At 63.7% G+C, this 17,933-nt stretch carries 19 protein-coding genes; 5 read left to right on the top strand and 14 right to left on the bottom strand.

All coding sequences use genetic code 11. The annotated features are described in order from the left end of the window. Positions 1–85: 85 nt before the first annotated feature. Positions 86–1,402 carry a hemolysin family protein gene (locus tag ASE85_RS09840; protein WP_056687309.1) on the bottom strand — a complete coding sequence of 439 codons (1,317 nt, stop codon included), beginning with the start codon at positions 1,400–1,402 and terminating at the stop codon, positions 86–88. A gap of 209 nt (positions 1,403–1,611) precedes the next feature. On the opposite strand from ASE85_RS09840, the gene ASE85_RS09835 reads away from it, so the two are divergent. Next, positions 1,612–2,292 (top strand): OmpA family protein, encoded by a 681-nt coding sequence (locus tag ASE85_RS09835; protein ID WP_056687306.1) that lies wholly within the window; start codon positions 1,612–1,614, stop codon positions 2,290–2,292. 143 nt (positions 2,293–2,435) lie between these two features. Here ASE85_RS09835 and ASE85_RS09830 read toward each other — a convergent pair whose 3' ends face one another. The 12 genes from ASE85_RS09830 to ASE85_RS09775 form a co-directional block, all read right to left on the bottom strand. Continuing rightward, the gene (locus tag ASE85_RS09830) at positions 2,436–3,056 is read right to left on the bottom strand and encodes a MarC family protein (RefSeq protein WP_056687303.1); all 621 of its coding nucleotides are present in this window, start codon (positions 3,054–3,056) and stop codon (positions 2,436–2,438) included. Then, complete coding sequence (locus tag ASE85_RS09825; protein WP_056687301.1) at positions 3,053–3,727, bottom strand: YybH family protein; 675 nt, start codon at positions 3,725–3,727, stop codon at positions 3,053–3,055. Before ASE85_RS09825 ends, ASE85_RS09830 begins: the two co-directional genes overlap by 4 nt. Next, positions 3,724–4,617, bottom strand: a complete 894-nt coding sequence (gene folD / locus ASE85_RS09820; RefSeq protein ID WP_056687298.1) for a bifunctional methylenetetrahydrofolate dehydrogenase/methenyltetrahydrofolate cyclohydrolase FolD — start codon at positions 4,615–4,617, stop codon at positions 3,724–3,726. Before folD ends, ASE85_RS09825 begins: the two co-directional genes overlap by 4 nt. Beyond that, entirely contained in the window at positions 4,614–4,952 is a 339-nt protein-coding gene (locus ASE85_RS09815; protein ID WP_056688628.1) for a DUF167 domain-containing protein, read from the bottom strand. Before ASE85_RS09815 ends, folD begins: the two co-directional genes overlap by 4 nt. A 28-nt stretch (positions 4,953–4,980) precedes the next feature. Beyond that, the gene (locus ASE85_RS09810) at positions 4,981–5,295 is read right to left on the bottom strand and encodes a YggT family protein (RefSeq protein ID WP_056687295.1); all 315 of its coding nucleotides are present in this window, start codon (positions 5,293–5,295) and stop codon (positions 4,981–4,983) included. 211 nt (positions 5,296–5,506) lie between these two features. Further along, positions 5,507–6,025: a hypothetical protein gene (locus ASE85_RS09805; protein ID WP_056687292.1), complete on the bottom strand. Its 519-nt coding sequence runs from the start codon at positions 6,023–6,025 to the stop codon at positions 5,507–5,509. Positions 6,026–6,118: 93 nt separating this feature from the next. Then, positions 6,119–7,036 carry an acetylglutamate kinase gene (gene argB / locus ASE85_RS09800; protein WP_056687289.1) on the bottom strand — a complete coding sequence of 306 codons (918 nt, stop codon included), beginning with the start codon at positions 7,034–7,036 and terminating at the stop codon, positions 6,119–6,121. A gap of 106 nt (positions 7,037–7,142) precedes the next feature. Next, on the bottom strand, positions 7,143–7,823 hold the full coding sequence (locus ASE85_RS09795; protein ID WP_056687285.1) for a queuosine precursor transporter: 681 nt from the start codon (positions 7,821–7,823) through the stop codon (positions 7,143–7,145). Positions 7,824–7,878: 55 nt separating this feature from the next. Continuing rightward, positions 7,879–9,396, bottom strand: a complete 1,518-nt coding sequence (locus tag ASE85_RS09790) for a Ppx/GppA family phosphatase (protein WP_056687282.1) — start codon at positions 9,394–9,396, stop codon at positions 7,879–7,881. Further along, a complete protein-coding gene (locus tag ASE85_RS09785; protein WP_056687278.1) occupies positions 9,393–11,534 on the bottom strand; it encodes an RNA degradosome polyphosphate kinase in 2,142 nt (713 codons plus the stop codon). Before ASE85_RS09785 ends, ASE85_RS09790 begins: the two co-directional genes overlap by 4 nt. Before the next feature lie 3 nt (positions 11,535–11,537). Beyond that, on the bottom strand, positions 11,538–12,188 hold the full coding sequence (locus ASE85_RS09780; RefSeq protein ID WP_056687275.1) for a hypothetical protein: 651 nt from the start codon (positions 12,186–12,188) through the stop codon (positions 11,538–11,540). Beyond that, a complete protein-coding gene (locus tag ASE85_RS09775) occupies positions 12,185–13,450 on the bottom strand; it encodes a hypothetical protein (RefSeq protein ID WP_056688627.1) in 1,266 nt (421 codons plus the stop codon). The genes ASE85_RS09780 and ASE85_RS09775 overlap by 4 nt, the downstream gene beginning before the upstream one ends. 186 nt (positions 13,451–13,636) lie before the next feature. Between ASE85_RS09775 and purM the strand changes: the two genes are divergently transcribed. Both purM and purN read left to right on the top strand, forming a co-directional pair. Beyond that, entirely contained in the window at positions 13,637–14,731 is a 1,095-nt protein-coding gene (gene purM, locus ASE85_RS09770) for a phosphoribosylformylglycinamidine cyclo-ligase (protein ID WP_056687273.1), read from the top strand. 102 nt (positions 14,732–14,833) lie between these two features. After that, a complete protein-coding gene (gene purN / locus ASE85_RS09765; RefSeq protein ID WP_056687269.1) occupies positions 14,834–15,784 on the top strand; it encodes a phosphoribosylglycinamide formyltransferase in 951 nt (316 codons plus the stop codon). Positions 15,785–15,885: 101 nt separating this feature from the next. Here purN and ASE85_RS09760 read toward each other — a convergent pair whose 3' ends face one another. Continuing rightward, on the bottom strand, positions 15,886–16,332 hold the full coding sequence (locus ASE85_RS09760; RefSeq protein WP_056688626.1) for a hypothetical protein: 447 nt from the start codon (positions 16,330–16,332) through the stop codon (positions 15,886–15,888). Between the two features lie 95 nt (positions 16,333–16,427). On the opposite strand from ASE85_RS09760, the gene ASE85_RS09755 reads away from it, so the two are divergent. Further along, positions 16,428–17,354 (top strand): ABC transporter ATP-binding protein, encoded by a 927-nt coding sequence (locus ASE85_RS09755; RefSeq protein WP_056687264.1) that lies wholly within the window; start codon positions 16,428–16,430, stop codon positions 17,352–17,354. An 18-nt stretch (positions 17,355–17,372) separates the two neighbouring features. Continuing rightward, a complete protein-coding gene (locus tag ASE85_RS09750; protein ID WP_056687260.1) occupies positions 17,373–17,912 on the top strand; it encodes a hypothetical protein in 540 nt (179 codons plus the stop codon). The last annotated feature ends 21 nt before the right edge of the window (positions 17,913–17,933 follow it).

Raw genomic sequence — 17,933 nt, 5'->3', positions numbered from 1 at the left:
GCCTGCCAGGCTCTACACCAACAAGCATTGGCTTTTCGTTCCCCGGCGCAGGCCGGGAAACGATTCCTATCATGGCATCTTGCTGTTACCGCGCCGCCACCAGCAGCTTGTCGATCTTGCGCCCGTCCATGTCGACGATCTCGAATCGCCATCCCTGATCGTCGATATAATCGCCCACTTCCGGCAATCGCCGCATCAGCCACAGCGCATGCCCCGCGACGGTCGCATAGTCGCGATCCTCGGACAGGGTGATGCCGATCCGCTCGGCCAACTGGTCCATCGGCATCTGGCCCGACACCAGCAGGCTGCCATCCTCCCGCTCGACCATGTCCGGCTCGTCATAGGCATCGCGGTCGGACGCGAAATGGCCTGCGATCGCCGACAGCAGGTCGGACGGCGTCACGATCCCCTCGAAATGCCCATATTCGTCATGGACCATGATCATCGGCACGTCGGATCGACGCAGCACTTCCAGAGCGTCCATCGCGTCCACCTGGTCGGGCAGCACCTCCGCCTTGCGCATCAGCCTTTGCACGTCGAGCGATTCGCCCCGGAACAGCGCAGTCATGATGTCGCGCGCCTGGACGATGCCGATGATATCCTCCACCGACCCGCGCCCCACCGGCAGGCGGGTATGCGGCGTTTCCAGCAACCGGCTGCGAATCGTGGCGTCGTCGGCGGCGATGTCGATCCAGTCGACGTCCATGCGCTGCGTCATCACCTCGCGCACCGGCCGGTCGGCCAGCCGCACCACGCCGGAAATGATCGCCCGCTCGCTTTCCTCGATCACGCCGGACTTGCTGGCCTCGGCAACGATCAGGTGCAGCTCTTCGGCGGTGACATGGCTTTCCGATTCGCGGGCCAGACCCAGCGCCTTGAAGATCAGGCTGCTCGACGCATCCAGCACCCACACGACCGGCGCGGTCAGCTTCGCCAGCCACTGCATCGGCACCGACACCAGCACCGCGATCGGCTCGGGCGCGCGCAGCGCGAACTGCTTGGGCACCAGTTCCCCGACGATCAGCGAGGCATAGGTGGTCAGGCCGATCACCACGGCAAAGCCTGCGCTTTGCGCCGTGCTGGGCGACAGGCCCAGCCCCTGCAAACGTTCGCCCACCGGCCCGCCCAGGCTCGCCCCCGAATAGGCGCCCGATATGATGCCGATCAGCGTGATGCCGATCTGCACCGTGGACAGGAACCGCCCCGGATCGGCCGCCAGCGCCAGCGCGGCCTTCGCCCCGCTGCGCCCCGCCTTCTCCATCGCCTGCAAGCGCGGCTTGCGCGCCGACACGATGGCCAGCTCGGACATGGCAAAGACACCATTCACCGCGACGAGCACCAGAATGATGACAAGGTCTACCCAGGGAAAGGGCGTCGGATTGGGAGGGGGGATCGTGGCCATGGTGGTCAGTTTGTCCCTATAACCGCTAATCTTTCAATTTAACAACATCGCCATCATCATCAGTTCAGTTCGCATGTGGAACAAACGCTTTCGTCGGGCGATTAGAGCGTTCTGAAGTCGGCCGGAACAACCGATGGATCGCAGAACGCGAAAAAACACTCTGACGGGTGCAGTCGCCCCTCCGGACGAAAAGACAAGGGAACAGGATCATGAGGATTTCTCACAGCATCATCGGCGCCGCAGGCCTTGCCGCCATGCTCGCCACCACTGCCTGCACCACCGATCCGACTACGGGTCAGCGCAGCATTTCCAAGGCTGCGATCGGCGGTATCGGCGGCGCATTGGGCGGCTATCTGCTGGGCGATCTGGTCGGCGGCCGCAACGACCGGACCGAAAAGATTCTCGGCGCGGGCATCGGCGCGGTCGCAGGTGCGGGCATCGGCGCCTACATGGACGCCCAGGAACGCAAATTGCGCGAGGAAACCGCCGGCAGTGGCGTGGACGTGATTCGCGACGGCGACAATCTGCTGCTGCGCATGCCGTCCGGCATCACCTTCGCCTATAACAAGTCGGACGTTCAGCCCCAGTTCCAGCCGACGCTGAACGATGTCGCCTCGGTCCTGGCGCAATATCCCAAGACCTATATCGACGTTTACGGCCATACCGACAGCGATGGCGCGGACGCCTATAACCAGACCCTGTCCGAACGCCGCGCCCAGTCGGTCGCCGCCTATCTGAGCAGCAAGGGCGTCCAGTCCGCCCGCATCGGCACGCGCGGCTATGGCGAAACGCAGCCGATCGCTTCCAATGCGACCGAAGAAGGCAAGGCCGCCAACCGCCGCGTCGAAATCAAGATCGCCCCGGTGACGGAAGCCGACGTGAAGGGCTGATATATCCTCCCCGGTACGGGGAGGGGGACCGCTCGCGAAGCGAGTGGTGGAGGGGGGGGTGCCACCGGGCGCTTCCCCTCCGTCAGGCTTCGCCGGTTCAACAGAGGCACGTGACTGTGTTGAACGCCCCGTGCCGGGGAGGATTAAAAACTCGCCTTCAACCCGTCGATCACGAACTGCGCCGCCAGCGCCGCCAGCAACACGCCCAGCAGGCGGGTAATCACCGCCTCGATCTTGTGGCCCAGCATCGCCATCAGCGGCCCCGCCGCGATCAGCGCGCCCAGCATCAGCGCCAGCGTCAGCACCACCGCGCCCAGCACCACGCCGCGCTCGGCGATCCCATTGGCGCGCGACATCAGCAGCATCACCGTCGCGATGGAGCCAGGTCCGGCAATCATCGGCATCGCCATCGGGAACACCGACACATCCTCGACATGCGGCTCCTCGGTCGTGATCTTCTGCGCCCGGTCCTCGCGTCGCTGGGTGCGTTTCTCGAACACCATGTCCATCGCGATCATGAACAGCATGATGCCGCCCGCGATGCGGAAACTGTCCAGCGCAATGCCCAGCACGCCCAGCAACTGCTTGCCCCACAGGGCGAAGACCAGCAGGATCGCCGCCGCAATGCCCACCGCGCGGATCGCCATGGCGCGCCGCTGCGCGTGACTCGCACCGCTGGTCAGGCTGGCATAGATCGGCGCGCAGCCGGGCGGGTCGATCACCACGAACAGCGTGACGAAGGCGGAAATGAACAATTCGATCATGATCCGGCCTTTACCCTGTCATCGATCACTGTCTGATACTCGTCGCCGGTCCACATCCGCACGCGGACATGGCGGCTGCCGTCGGTCGCCACATCGGCGCTCCAGACCAGGCTTTCGTCAGGCGGTGGCGGCGGGGCGCCCTTGGTCGGCTTGCCTTCGGGCGGCGGCCCCACAGGCGCACCCTCCGCCGGCCGCTTGCAGGTGGCGACCTTGCCGGTCAAAAACTCCGGCGCCTCGCGCGCCTCGCCCAGCGTGTCGCCATGGTCCATGATCCACTGCCAGCGCCCCTTCTTGTCGCGCCGCCAGATGGTGGTGAAATAGCCGACCGATCCGTCCGGCCGCTTCCAGTTGCCTGTGCTGGCGGCCAGATTGCCGTCGCACGACACATAGGCGATGGACGGCGCCCAACTGACCGAAGCCGCCGGATTCGCCTGCTTCCTCAGCCACTCCTTCGCCACCACCCGTTGCGGCACAAACATCACGGCATCGTCGGCGGCGGTCTCGGCAAAGGCGGTCCATTGCCCCTTCTGCTGCGCCAGCCGGTTGAACGCGATTTCCGCCGCGATCACGCTGCTGGGATCGGGCTGGAACCGTAGCGGCGGGCGCGCTGAACCGGGGGCAGCGACAAGCACCGCCGCGCCGGCGATCAGCAGCGCCAGCCGCGCCCTCACAGGCCCGCCGGCTTGGTCAGGCCCGCGCGCGCATGCGCCGCGACCAGCGTGTTGCGCAACAGCACGGCGATGGTCATCGGCCCGACCCCGCCCGGCACCGGCGTAATGGCGCGCACATGGGCCAGCGCCTCGGCGGTGGCGACGTCGCCCACGATCCGGCTCTTGCCATCCTCGGTATCGGATACCCGGTTGATGCCGACGTCGATCACGGTCGCGCCCGGCTTGATCCATTCGCCCTTCACCATCTCCGCCCGGCCCACGGCGGCGACGACGATGTCGGCGCGATGCACCACGCTGGCCAGGTCGCGGGTGCGGCTATGCGCGATCGTCACCGTCGCGCTTTCCGCCAGCAAAAGCTGCGCCATCGGCTTGCCGACGATGTTGGACCGGCCCACCACCACGGCCTCCAGACCGGACAGGTCGCCCAGTTCATCCTTCAGCAACATGATGCAGCCCAGCGGCGTGCACGGCACCAGCGCCTCCTGCCCGGTCGCCAGCCGGCCCGAATTGACGACATGGAACCCGTCCACATCCTTGGCCGGGTCGATCGCGCCGATCACGGCGGCCTCGTCGATATGCCTGGGCAGCGGCAACTGCACCAGGATGCCATCGACCCGATCATCCTGATTCAGTTCCTCGATCAGGTCGAGCAGATCTTCCTCGCCGATACTGTCCGGGCGCTTGAACTCGAAGCTTTCCATGCCGGCCGCAGCCGTCATCTTGCCCTTGGACCGGACATAGACGCTGCTCGCAGGATCTTCGCCCACCAGCACCACGGCAAGGCCCGGCTTGCGCCCGGTCGCCTCCACGAAGGCGCCGACGCCGTCGGCCACCTTGTCGCGCAGGGTGGCGGCAAAGGCCTTGCCGTCGATGATCTTGCCGATGGTCATGTCTGTTCTACCCATGTTGCGATGATGGCGGTCAGGCGCGCCGATGCACTGGCGGAACCAGCGGCCCCGCCAATGATCCGCAACCGCTTTAGCCGGTTGGTGTCGCCCGATTCCAGCAAAATCGCGCTGCGCGGCCAATCCAGCCGTTTCGACAGGAGGGCGATCAGCGCATCATTGGCCCGGCCCTTTTCGGGCACGGCGCGCACCCGCGCCATCAGCCAGCGCGCACCCTGCGCATCGGTCCAGCCTCCGCCGATCGCCTCATTGGCCGATCCCGGCGTCAGCCGGACGCTCAGCAGCAGATCGTCACCCGCCGCGTTCCAGACGATATTCAGGCCAGACAATATTCAGGCCAGACAGCGTTCAGGCCGCCGCCCGCATCAGCGCCGCGAACAGATTCTGCCGGACCGGCCCTTGCAGGATGATGATCGCCAGCAGCACCACCATCGGCGCCAGGTCCAGCGCGCCCAGATCCGGCATGAATTTGCGCACCGGGCGATAGAGCGGTTCGGTCATCCGGTCGAGCGCATAGAGGCCGTTGCGGACATAGTCGTTGGAGGTGTTGATGACATTGAACACGATCAGCCAGCTCAGCACCGCCTGCACGATGATGATCCACCAGATCGCTTCCAGCACGATATAGACGATGCCGTTCAGGGCGTTGAGGAGTTCGAACAAGCTACCGGCCTTCCATGCTGCGCTGCCGCGAATGTGACGCTGTATCTAGCGGCGGGGCGCCGCCGGGACAAGCAGGCGCCCGGCTTTATTCCACCAACCCCGTTTCCCCCCCGGCCAACATCGAAGCGCATGGCGAGGATGGGTGGATTGCGGAAAGTCGGCTTATTCATACGGATAAAGGGAAAGCGGACAATCACGGGTGTGTCGGATTCTAACGGGGCGCGACCTTATATCCGTCGTCCTTAATAACCCAACGAACGGGCTTGCCCGGCAGATTGATGTCTATTCGCTCAACCTGCCCATATTTCATAAGTTGTCCGTCTTGTAATCGCAGGGCTTCACAGACTTTGCGTCCAGCCAGCGGCTTTAACTTTTCGACAAGTTTGTTCATAACCGCAGCATTGCGTTCCGGTGGCAAGAGCGTGCCATTCACGCGCACTTGCCCTTTCTCAAGATCACCTAAAGCCATCATGCCGCAGATGGTGCCACTTTCAATTTGAACGGTGGTCGAGACCTCAAGTGTAACCGGCTGATCCGGAGAAATTAGGATTTCGCCCACGTCAATGATCGTGCCATCTGCTGACTTAGAAAAGGTATCAATAGTCGAGCAAGTCTTGGTGCCTGCATCTGGGTTCGAGCAAAGCACCTTCCCAGCCTGCAACTGAGCCAAGACGTCGGTTTCTGGCGGTGTCGAAGCCACTGCCATCGCCACTAAAACGAAAATAAGCATTGGCGAAATACTCCCGTATCAACCACCTCGCATATGTCCGCTTATAGGAATGAAGGCAACGCCGTTAAACGGCAAGGAATGGTCATTAACCGCTCACTTCCGCACCAGCGTACCAGCCCCCTGATCCGTAAAGATTTCCAGCAGCATCGCATGCGGCACCCGGCCGTCCAATATGACGGCGGCGTCCACGCCGCCCTCGACCGCACGGACGCAGGTTTCCAGCTTGGGGATCATGCCGCCGCTGATCGTGCCGTCCGCTTGCAAAATTTCGATCGCCGCCGGGTCCAGATCGCTCAGCAGATTCTTGTCCTTGTCCAGCACGCCCGCCACATCGGTCAGCAGGAAGAAGCGCGACGCCTTCAGTTCCGCCGCGATCGCGCCGGCCATCGTGTCGGCGTTGACATTATAGGTGTGGCCGTCCGTGCCGACGCCCACCGGAGCGATGACCGGAATGATGCCGGCCTGCGCCAACGTGTCGAGGATGCGGCGATCGACCGCCACCGGATCGCCGACAAAGCCCAGGTCGACATTGCGCTCGATCCCCGAATTGGGGTCCGCCTCGCGCCTGCCGCCGACCTTCTCGCACAGGACGAGGCCCCCATCCTTGCCCGAAATGCCGACCGCGCGGCCGCCCGCGCCGGCGATCCAGCCGACGATTTCCTTGTTGATCGAACCGGCCAGCACCATTTCGGCGATCTTGGCGGTTTCGGCATCGGTGACGCGCAGACCGCCGATGAATTGCGATTCGACGCCCAGTTTCTTCAACATCGCGCCGATCTGCGGCCCGCCGCCATGGACGACGACGACATTGATGCCCACCGCCTTCATCAGCACGACATCCTCGGCGAAATCGCGCGCGGCTTCGGGATCGCCCATGGCATGGCCGCCATATTTCACGACGAAGGTCTTGCCGGCATATCGCTGCATGTAAGGCAGCGCCTCGACAAGGGTTTCGGCCTTCGCGAGGAGCGCGGGATCGGGAGCGTGCTTGCTGTTCATGCGCGCGCGCATAAAAGCATATGGTGCGCACCGCAAGTTTTGCGCACCGCTCCATTTAGTTAGTTAGCTAAGCAACGAAAATAGCATGGCGAAACAATTGTCTAACTCGCTGTCTCACTTACGCGCCCGGACGATCCAGCCGCCGCCCCAGCCCGACCAGCAGATAGATGACCGGCGGCACCAGGATCGCCGACAGCAGCACCTTGGCCAGCATCTGCCCCAGCAGCAACTCGCCGATGGGGAACACCCCATAGAAAGCGATCGACACGAACAGTAAAGTATCCACGATCTGCGACAGGATGCTCGCCGTCGCGGCGCGCAGCCACAGCATCCGGCTCCCTTCCCGCCCCTTGAGCGCGGCGAACAGCGTCACGTTCAGCGTCTGCGAAATGCCATAGGCGATGATCCCGCCCAGCCAGATGCGCGGCGTACCGCCCATCATCATGGCAAAGGCCTTGGCCCGCTCCGGGTCCATGTCTCCGGCGGCCGGCGCGGCCAGTACCAGGATGGAAATCAGGATCGACGCGATCAGCGGCAGGAAACCGATCTGCACCAGCCGGTTGGCGACCTTGCGCCCATGCAGTTCCGCCACCGCGCTGGAAATGGTGACCAGCAGCAGGAAGGCGAAGATGCCTGCCTCTACCGCCAGCGGCCCCAGCCCGACCATCGGCCCGATAGCGGACAGCGGCCCCAGCGCAACCTGCTTGTTCCCCAGCACGCCCGCGATGCAGACCATGCCACCATAGAAGATCGAGAAGGCGAAGAGCGAACGGCTGATGGGCGCAGGCAAAGCAGTCATCGCCCGCCCTTACCGACATTTGCCCTGCGGGGGAAGATGGCCCGGCGCGTAAGCCCTACCCCGCCAGCAGTTGATATTTCAGCCCCATGGCCTGCGCCAGGTTCTTCAGCCGCCGCTCGACCGCTTCTCCATAGAGATCGGCATCGCCATCGCGCAGATGGAGGTCGATCCGGTCCGCATGCCGCTCCAGATGCGACACCGCCAGCGGCCCTTCGACCCCGCCCGACAGGCGCTGCGCCAGCCGGATCGCCAGTCCCCACAGCGCCGCGCGCCGCAGGACATCGGGCGCGACAACATGCTCCAGCCCCGGCGGCGCAGACACACCCCCGCCGAAATGGCTGTGCAACGCCTGCCCCAGCATTACGCGCTCGATCGCGGTGATGCCCACCCAATTGCTGTGCAGCGCCACCTCGACGCCCCGCTCCGCCCGGAAATCCGGGTTCGCACGCCAGCTTACATCGGCCAGCAAGCAGGCGGCGCGGCGGATGCGCCGGGCGGCGGCATCGTCATCGGGAAAGAGCGGCGCGATCCAGCGGTCGATCCGGTCGCCATGGCCACGAAAGCGCGCCTGCGCCTCCCCTTCCGCCTCGGCCGCGACCAGCAGCGGGTCATGCGCCCTTATATCGTCCGGCAGCGCCTCGTACAGCAACCCCTCGCGCAGGCCATAGGCCGACACGATCATCCGGCTGGACCGCAACTGCCGCACCACGATGGACAGCAATGCGGTCGCATCCGGCAGGGTCGGCACGCGCGATCCGGTCATCGCCGGTATCTGTTTCAACCGGGCGCGGTCGACATGGCTGACGATCCGGGTCAACTGCTCGGCCCGCGCCGCGCTCATCTCATATTGGTGGACGACCGGCAGCGGAAAGCTGGTCAACTGCATGTCGAACCGCGCCAGCGCACGCCACGATCCGCCGACCAGATAGAAGGGCAGGTCCGGCTCCGGCCGCCAGTTCGCCTTCTCCAGCATCTTGGCGACCGTCCGTTCCAGCGCGCGCGGCCCCTTCGCCCGAATCTGCGGTAGGCGCAGCACGCCCAGCGGCAACGATATGGTCTGCTCGACCGCGCCGTTCCTGACCCGCGCCAGTTCCAGGCTGCCGCCGCCCAGATCGCCGACGATCCCGTCCGCACCGGGAATGCCGGACAACACCCCCATCGCCGCGCCGATCGCCTCCTGCGCGCCGGTCAGCAGTTCGACGGTCAGGCCCATATCCCTGGCCCGCGCGATGAACTGGTCCCCATTGGTCGCGTCGCGCACGGCGGCGGTGGCGACGCAGCGTATCTCGGTCACCTTCATCGCCCGGCACAGATGGGCAAAGCGCCCGACGGCGCGAAGCCCCCGCTCCATCGGCTCTGCCTCGATCGTGCCGGTCTTCGCCAGCGACGCGCCCAGCCCCGCCATCACCTTTTCATTGAACAGGATGAAGGGGATGCGGCGCGGCCCGTCATAGACGACCAGCCGCACGCTGTTCGACCCGATATCGATGATGGCGGTGCGGGCATGGGCGGGTTCGGGCGATGTCGCCATGCTTTCGGCGACGGCGCGCACGCGGCTCAGCATCGAATTCATGCCGTGAGGCCCCGCAGGCGCAGCGTCGGCACAGCCTCATTGTCGAACGCGGCCCCGCGCCCCGACAGCGACGGATTGGTCATGAAATAGCGGTGCAGGTTGAACGGCTTGTCGCCCGGCTCCAGCCGCGCATAATGGCCATCGCTGTCCAGCGACCAGCTTTGTTCGGTGTCGATCAGATTGGCGACCATCACCTGATCCAAAATCTGGTCGTGGACGGTGGGGTTTTCCACCGGCGCCAGGAATTCGACCCGCCGGTCGAAATTGCGCGGCATCCAGTCGGCCGAACTGATGAAGACCTTGGCGCCATTATTGGGCAGCGCCTTGCCATTGCCGAACACGGCGATGCGGCTATGCTCCAAAAAGCGGCCGACGATAGACTTCACCCGGATATTTTCCGACATGCCCGGAACCCCAGGCCGCAGGCAGCATATGCCCCGGATGATAAGGTCGACCTGCACCCCGGCATTGCTCGCCGCATAGAGTTTCTCGATCATCGCCGGATCGACCAGGCTGTTCATCTTGGCCCAGATCGTGCCCGGCCGCCCGGCCCGCGCATGCTCTATCTCCGCGTCGATCAGCTGGCTCAGCATATTACGCAGGTCGCGGGGCGACATGACCAGCTTTTCCAGTCGCTTGGGTTCGACATAGCCTGTGATGTAATTGAACAGCGCGGCTGCATCGCGGCTATACGCCGGATCGGCGGTGAAGAAGCTGAGGTCGGTGTAGATGCGCGCCGTGATCGGATGATAATTGCCCGTGCCGAAATGGCAGTAGCTGCGGAACTGCCCGCCCTCGCGCCGGATGACCATGGAAATCTTGGCGTGGGTCTTCCAGTCGATGAAGCCATAGACCACCTGCACGCCCGCCCGCTCCAGCGCGTCGGCCCACATCAGGTTCTGCTCCTCGTCGAACCGGGCCTTCAACTCGACCACGGCGGTCACGGACTTGCCCGCCTCCGCCGCGTCGATCAGCGCACGGATGATCGCCGACTGCTTGCCCGCGCGATACAGCGTCTGCTTGATCGCCACCACATCCGGGTCGATCGCCGCCTGTTTCAGGAAAGATACGACGACGTCGAACGCCTCATAGGGGTGATGGACCAGAATGTCTTTCGCCCGGATCGCGGCGAAACAGTCGCCGCCATATTCGCGAATCCGCTCGGGGAAACGCGGCACATAGGGTTCGAACTTCAGGTCGGGCCGGTCGGCGTCCACGATGCCGGACAGGTCGCCGATGCCGATGAAACCCTCCACCTCGACCACCACCGCCTCATGGCCCTGGAGCATGTCCTGCAACATCTCCTCGACCGGCTCGGGGATGCGCTCTTCTATCTCCATGCGGATCACGCGGCCGCGACGGCGGCGTTTGATCGCGCTGCGGAAATGGCGGACCAGATCTTCCGCTTCTTCCTCGATCTCGATGTCGCTGTCGCGGATGATGCGGAACACGCCGCTGTTGCGAACCCGGTATCCGGGGAACAGATCGGCGGAAAAGCGCCGGATCATCGCCTCCAGCGCCATATATCTCGCCGGATCGCCGGGAACGCGCACGAACCGCGCCAGCGTCGACGGAATCATCACCAGTTCGCGAATCGGCTGCTTGTCCGACAATCGCTCCAGATCGAAGATGATCGACAGCCCCTGATTGGGGATGAAGGGAAAGGGATGGGCCGGATCCAGCGCCTGCGGCGTCAGGATCGGGAAAATCTGCGTCAGAAAATGCTCGCGCAGCCACTCGCCGCAACCGGCATCCATCTCGGCGGACGGTCCGATCACCTCGATCCCCACCTGCGCCAGTTCGTCATGCACTGCGCCCCACACCTTCTGCTGGGCGCGCATCAACCGTGCGCTTTCTTCGGTCAGGGCGTTCAACTGCTGCACCGGGGTCAGGCCATCGACGGAACGCAGGTCGACATCCTGCAACTGTTGCCCCTTCAGCCCCGCCACCCGGACGGAGAAGAACTCATCCATGTTCGCGCCCGAAATCGACAGGAACCGCAGCCGTTCCAGCAGCGGATGGGCGCGGTTCATCGCCTCCTCCAGCACCCTCTGGTTGAACGCCAGCCAGGACAGCTCACGGTTGAAATAACGGTCGCTGGGCAGCGCCAGGCTGGCGGAGGGATCGGCTTCGGCCACGGATTACTCGCGTTGCGGAGGAGAGGGATCGGGCGGGACTATAGGCAGAAAGCCTGCCGATTGCAGGGTCTCTTTCGCCATTGCGACAGAAATCTTGCGTCCAGATGACAATGCCGCGCGATCCAGCAGCCCCGTCACCTGCGCAATCGCATCATAACGACGCTCGACCCGACGCAGCAGCCAGTCAGGCACATCAGGCGCATAGCTCGCCCCCGCCAGATCGAACGCGCGACAAATGAGCGCCCGCGCGAGCAACTCGTCCGGTGCCTCGATCGCGACATGCGGCGCGGCGGCCAGCCTCGACCGCAAATCGGGCAGCCTGACGTCCCAGTCGGACGGCGGCGCATCGCCCACCATCAGCAATGGCCGGTGCGCCGTCTGCGCCTCGTTCCAGGCATGAAAGAGGAAATGGTCGTCACGCGCGCCCTTTGCCCCCTGCGCATCGTCGATCACCTCGCCGCCGCTCATCTGCGCGAAATGGCGGGCCAATATGGATCGACCCGATCGCGACGGCCCGGTCAAAACGCTGATCGACAGCGGCCATTCGCGCCACCGTTTCAGATGGGCGACGGCGATGCGATTAGCATCGCTGACCAGGAAATCACCTTCGCTTGATCCCCCATGCCGTTCGAAGGGCAGGCTGATCTGGGTCATTGCGGCGGCGGAGATGCCTGACGCCGCGTGATCCGCAACGTGTTGCCGGACGCCGCGACGGTAAAGCCGCGCGCCTGCAAGCCGGCCCGCAGCATGTCGGCCGTGCCGTCGAAGCTGACCTGCATGACCGACGTACCGCCCAGCGCCAGGCTGCTCGTATTGGCCAGCCGCACGCCGGGGATCGACCGAACGGTCGCCTCGCCCGAACCGACCGACGCGACGTCGGGCGTTTCGAACTGGATGGTGAAGCTGACGCCGCTGGTCGCCACGGTCGGCAATTCGACCGCCTCGACCGGCGCCTCGATCGCGTTCTCGATTTCCAGCGCGGCGGGATCGACCGGTTCCTCGATCACCAGCGACGGGTCGGGTCGCAGGCGACCATCGTTGAGCGCCCGGATATACAGTTCATCGATCCGGCGCGCGCCTTCGTCCATCATCTGCGGGATACCGCTGTCATTGGACGCGCGCAGCGTGACGCTGCCGATCAGGCTGTCGTCCGGGCCATAGCGCGCCGTGAAGGTGCCGGTGACGGGACCACCCGGATAGGCCCGGTCCAGCCGCGCGATCGGCACGACCACATCGGCCGCGCCATATTGGTCGAGCAGCACGCGCCACCACAGCCGCCCGCGCCGCCCGGTCTGCCCCGCGTTCAGCAGGATCGGATCGGCGATGGAGCCGGCCACGCGCACATAATCGATCGCGCTGTCCCCCGTGCGATAGCGCGCCCAGGCCTTCTGCCACTCATTGGTCCGCTCATAGGATACGGCGCTGCCGCCATCCCACAGCACCGGAATCACCAGCAACGGCGGCGATCGCATCACATTGCCGGACACGCCCAGCAGCGCGCCGGTCCGCGCGCGATCGAACAGGATTCCCAGCGTCGCAACATAGCGATTGGGGCCGTTCTGCTCATATTCCACCTCGATGCCCGACACCATCGCTTCGATCTGCGAATCGGACAAAGCCGGCGCGCCGCTCCCACCATGGGTACGGGTCCACAACATCCGCCACGCCTGCCGCTGCGCCATGCGCCATCCGGCATAGCGCGCCGTGTCGGCATCCTTGGCCTGCACATCGACCTTGACCCCGCGCACCTCGAAATCACCACCGCTGGCGATCGGCGGCACGCCCCGCTCGCCTTCCATCTGCGCGAACAGGGCGGCGGCGGCCAGGCCGATCAGGATCGCGACGATGATCTGGACGGGCCGCGAAAACAGCCGCACATAGGCTGCCGGGCGGGAAAGGGTCTGGCTCAGGCTCACGGGCGTCCTTTTGGCGAACATTGCCCGTGATGCCAAGCGGCAAGGCGCGACTTATCCCCACCTTTCGCCTCAACACACTTGTAGAAATTCTACTCCACCCGCCCCACCCCCGCTCGCAGGCGTCAGGACAGATGCCAGCAACATCGAAGGTTCCGTTTTCCGCCCCTTTGCTCTAGGGGCCAAAATATGAGCGACAACGAATCCTACAGCTACGCCAAGGCTGGCGTCGACATCGCCGCGGGCAATGCCCTTGTCCGTGCCATTGCCCCGCTGGCGAAGGCCACGCGCCGCCCCGGCGCCGACGCCGAATTGGGCGGCTTCGGCGGCTTTTTCGACCTCAAGGCCGCCGGCTATGACGACCCGTTGCTGGTCGCGGCCAATGATGGCGTGGGCACGAAGCTGAAACTGGCGATCCACCATGATCGCCATGACGGCGTGGGCATCGACCTGGTCGCCATGTGCGCCAACGACCTGATCGTGCAGGGCGCCGAGCCGCTCTTCTTCCTCGACTATTATGCCACCGGCAAGCTGGAGTCGGGCGTCGCCGAGCGGGTCATCGCCGGCATCGCCGAAGGTTGCCGGATCGCCGGTTGCGCGCTGATCGGCGGCGAAACCGCCGAAATGCCGGGCATGTACAGCGATGGCGACTATGATCTTGCCGGCTTCTGCGTCGGCGCGGTGGAACGCTCGAAGGTGCTGACCGGCAACAAGGTGAAGACCGGCGACGTGCTGATCGGCCTCGCCTCCTCGGGCGTGCATTCGAACGGCTTCTCGCTGGTCCGTCGCCTCGCCGCCGACAAGGGCTGGAAGCTCGACCGCCCGGCCCTCTTCGACAATGAAGTGCTGCTGATCGACGCGCTGATGGCGCCCACGAAAATCTATGTGAAGAGCCTGCTGCCGCTGGTCCGCGCCGGCATGATCAATGCGCTGGCCCACATCACCGGTGGTGGCCTGCTGGAAAACATCCCCCGCGTCCTGCCCGAAGGCGCCCATGCCATGGTGAACGCCGACGCGTGGGAACAACCGCGCCTGATGGCTTTCCTCCAGGCGCAGGGCCATATCGAGCCGCAGGAAATGGCGCGCACCTTCAACTGCGGCATCGGCATGGTGCTGGCCGTGGACGAAGCCCATGTCGCCGCCGTGACGAAATCGCTGGAGGATGCGGGCGAAACCGTCTTCCGCATCGGCGCGATCGGCGAAGGCGACAAGGGCTGCACCGTTAAGGGCAGCAGCGAAACCTGGAGCGCCAAGGCCGACTGGTCCGCCACGCATCTGGGCTAAGCCTCAAAAAATTTCCGTTCGCCCTGAGCCTGTCGAAGGGCCGTACTTCTCTTTATAGAAGGAGCAGGGCTTCGACAGGCTCAGCCCGAACGGAGTTTTGAAATGGCCAAAGCAAAAGTCGGCGTCCTGATTTCCGGCCGCGGCTCCAATATGGCGGCCTTGCTCTACGCAGCGAAGGCCGCCGACTGCCCCTATGAGATCGTGCTGGTCGCGGCCAACGACCCCGAAGCCCCCGGCCTCGCGCTGGCCGCCGCCGAAGGCATCGCAACATTCGGCCAGAGCCACAAGGGCCACAAACGCGCCGAATTCGACCGCATCATCGACGCGCAACTGCGCGAAGCAGGTGCCCATTATGTCGCGCTCGCTGGTTATATGCGCCTGCTCTCGCCGGAATTCGTGTCGGGCTGGGAAAACCGGATGCTCAACATCCATCCCAGCCTGCTGCCCAAATATAAGGGCCTCGACACCCACCAGCGCGCGATCGACGCGGGCGACAGCCATGCCGGCTGCTCGGTCCACATCGTCACCGCCGAACTGGACGACGGCCCGGTGCTGGGCCAGACCCCGGTGGCGATCCTGCCCGGCGACACCGAAGACAGCCTGGCCGCCCGCATCCTCATCGCCGAACATCAGCTTTATTCCCGCACCCTCGCCGAATTCGTCACCCGCGAACGCCAACCCGACTGGCTGCTGAACAAGGTCCGCGAAGCCGCGCTCTCCCTGCCGCAGGCGGACGAGATCGTGTCGCACGGCATGCCCTGCTTCGGCATCGTGAAGGGCAAGAAGTTCGCTTACTTCACCCGCGACCATCATGGCGACGGAATCATCGCCCTGTTGGTAAAAACCACCGCGCCGGAAGAACAGGCGACGCTGATGGAAGCAGACCCGGAGCGTTATTACCGCCCCGCCTATTTCGGCACCGACTGGATCGGCATCCGCCTCGACCTGGGCGACACCGACTGGGATCATATCGCGGAGCGCCTGCGGTCAAGCTGGCGCCAGATCGCACCGAAGAAACTACTGGGCCTGATGGATATCGCCGATCAGTTTTAGAGGTGCGAACACTGGCATCTCCCTGCTTTTTTCTTCGCTCAAGCCGGAAAATCAGAACCCCTGCTTGCGCTGGGATGACAAAAAGTGGGTAGAGTGCGAACTCAGGCATCGTCGTCAAAGGCCGAAGCAATCGCGACTGCTTGCTCGTAATCTGAACGTTCGAACACAAACGGTCCAAAACCTGTATAGTCTCTTTGCGACCTATGAGGTTGGACGAAATCCTCCCATATGATGAATTGGCCCATCGGACGCACATGAGTGATCAAAGGCCAGCATCCCGCTTCGCCGCACTCGCAGAAGAGCGTATATATCTCGCCTTCTTTATCTCCTTCAATCGGCTCCTCATTTCCTAAAAAATAGGAGAAGAGTGGGCCGAGATTGAAGTGCGATGGCACGATACCTCCATAACCACCGGCCGGGTCCGTATATCCATTCTCACGTTCAAACTTTGTGACGAGGTCGGCCAAAGCAACGCCATCAATGCACGGCATCAAAGACGGGGTTGCGCCATTTATATATTCACATTTGAAAGTCAGAGCGTGAGTCATACAGCTATCAAGCGGATACATTCTCTCTCTACAAGTGCGCTCCAACCCATCAGCCCCCTTTCTTTCCCCCGCTTCGATCCCCATAGAGATCAGCCATGATCGACACCCCCCAAGCCGCAATCGAGATCCGCAACCTCACCAAAGTCTATCAGGGTGGCAAGCGCGCGCTCGACGGGATCAACCTGTCTATCCCGCGCGGTCAGATATACGGCCTGCTCGGCCCCAATGGCGCGGGCAAGTCGACCACGATCAACATCCTGGCCGGCATGGTGAACAAGACCGACGGCGACGTCAGCATCTGGGGCTTCGACATCGACGCGCAACCCCGCAATGCGAAGAACAGCATCGGCATCGTGCCGCAGGAAATCGTCTTCGATCCCTTTTTCACCCCGTTCGAAACACTGGAAAATCAGGCCGGCTATTATGGCGTACCCAAGGACCGCCGCCGCTCGATGGAATTGCTGCGCGCCGTCCATCTGGAGGACAAGGCCAATGCCTATGCCCGCACGCTCTCCGGGGGCATGAAGCGCCGCCTGTTGGTGGCCAAGGCGATGGTCCATTCGCCGCCCATCCTGGTGCTGGACGAACCGACCGCAGGCGTCGACGTGCAACTGCGCCAGCAACTCTGGGCCTATGTCCGCGAATTGAACGCATTGGGCGTGACGATCGTGCTCACCACCCATTATCTGGAGGAGGCCGAAGAACTGTGCGACCGCATCGGCATCATCAACCATGGCAAGGTCATCACCGACAAGCCGACCCGCGAATTGCTGGCCATGGCACAGGAAAAGGTGGTGCAGGTGACGGTGGATCGCGACGTGACGGCGATCCCCGACGCCCCCTGTTTCGAGAAAATAGACCTGTCGGGCGACCGCACCCTGACCATCACCTATATGAAGGACCGCGCCAATGCGGGCCAAGTGCTGAGCGCCGTCCAGGCGAGCGGCCTCGCCATCGTGGACGTGGTGACGCGCGACCCGGATCTGGAGGATGTGTTCCTCAACCTGACGGCGGCGGCTTGATTTTGAAGGAGAGGGATCGTGGGCTTTAAAATCTCATGGCTGGCTTTTGAGGCTATCGAAAAAGAAGCGATGCTAGATGCCTTGGAATTCCGGGATACCGGTGAAGCCGACGAAGCGAATGAAAGTCCATTTTCGGCCGTTCAATTGCGTAATGGCTGGAGTGTAATCTGGTCCAACGATTTTGAATGGGCCGCCACCCAGCCGGTCAAATTACGCTTTCCGACCAAACGCGCCATTAGCTGTCAGTTACATGAAGGCGTGATGTACAGCGCCGCACACGGTGCCGGAGATGGCATTGAGCTGTGGAGCGTGGCCCATGACGCGCAGCAATCGCTGCACGACCTTTCCGTTTCCGGTGATCCACCTCCAGAACTGCTGTCGATCAAAGACAAGCTGTTTTTAGAACAAAAGAACGAGGACGCCGGAAGTGCGGAAGTGGATTTTATTTTCGACATTCCGATCGAACTGGCAGCCAGCGTCACTGGCTTCCGACATGATCTGTGGGAGATACACGGTTATCGCCCCGACTGGACAGTCATTGAAAGAAAATCGGTCTGACCCTACCGATCCTTCTGCGGT

Source organism: Sphingobium sp. Leaf26, from assembly GCF_001421665.1.
In the GTDB taxonomy this organism is placed as follows: domain Bacteria; phylum Pseudomonadota; class Alphaproteobacteria; order Sphingomonadales; family Sphingomonadaceae; genus Sphingobium.
This window is presented reverse-complemented; position numbering and strand designations above follow the sequence as displayed.

Bases quoted from the DNA above. Each gene is read 5' to 3' on its own strand.
- ASE85_RS09840 (WP_056687309.1), bottom strand. From the start codon at position 1,402: ATGGCCACGATCCCCCCTCCCAATCCGACGCCCTTTCCCTGGGTAGAC.
- ASE85_RS09835 (WP_056687306.1), top strand. From the start codon at position 1,612: ATGAGGATTTCTCACAGCATCATCGGCGCCGCAGGCCTTGCCGCCATG.
- ASE85_RS09830 (WP_056687303.1), bottom strand. From the start codon at position 3,056: ATGATCGAATTGTTCATTTCCGCCTTCGTCACGCTGTTCGTGGTGATC.
- folD (WP_056687298.1), bottom strand. From the start codon at position 4,617: ATGACCATCGGCAAGATCATCGACGGCAAGGCCTTTGCCGCCACCCTG.
- ASE85_RS09805 (WP_056687292.1), bottom strand. From the start codon at position 6,025: ATGCTTATTTTCGTTTTAGTGGCGATGGCAGTGGCTTCGACACCGCCA.
- argB (WP_056687289.1), bottom strand. From the start codon at position 7,036: ATGCGCGCGCGCATGAACAGCAAGCACGCTCCCGATCCCGCGCTCCTC.
- ASE85_RS09795 (WP_056687285.1), bottom strand. From the start codon at position 7,823: ATGACTGCTTTGCCTGCGCCCATCAGCCGTTCGCTCTTCGCCTTCTCG.
- ASE85_RS09790 (WP_056687282.1), bottom strand. From the start codon at position 9,396: ATGAATTCGATGCTGAGCCGCGTGCGCGCCGTCGCCGAAAGCATGGCG.
- ASE85_RS09780 (WP_056687275.1), bottom strand. From the start codon at position 12,188: ATGACCCAGATCAGCCTGCCCTTCGAACGGCATGGGGGATCAAGCGAA.
- purM (WP_056687273.1), top strand. From the start codon at position 13,637: ATGAGCGACAACGAATCCTACAGCTACGCCAAGGCTGGCGTCGACATC.
- purN (WP_056687269.1), top strand. From the start codon at position 14,834: ATGGCCAAAGCAAAAGTCGGCGTCCTGATTTCCGGCCGCGGCTCCAAT.
- ASE85_RS09760 (WP_056688626.1), bottom strand. From the start codon at position 16,332: ATGACTCACGCTCTGACTTTCAAATGTGAATATATAAATGGCGCAACC.
- ASE85_RS09755 (WP_056687264.1), top strand. From the start codon at position 16,428: ATGATCGACACCCCCCAAGCCGCAATCGAGATCCGCAACCTCACCAAA.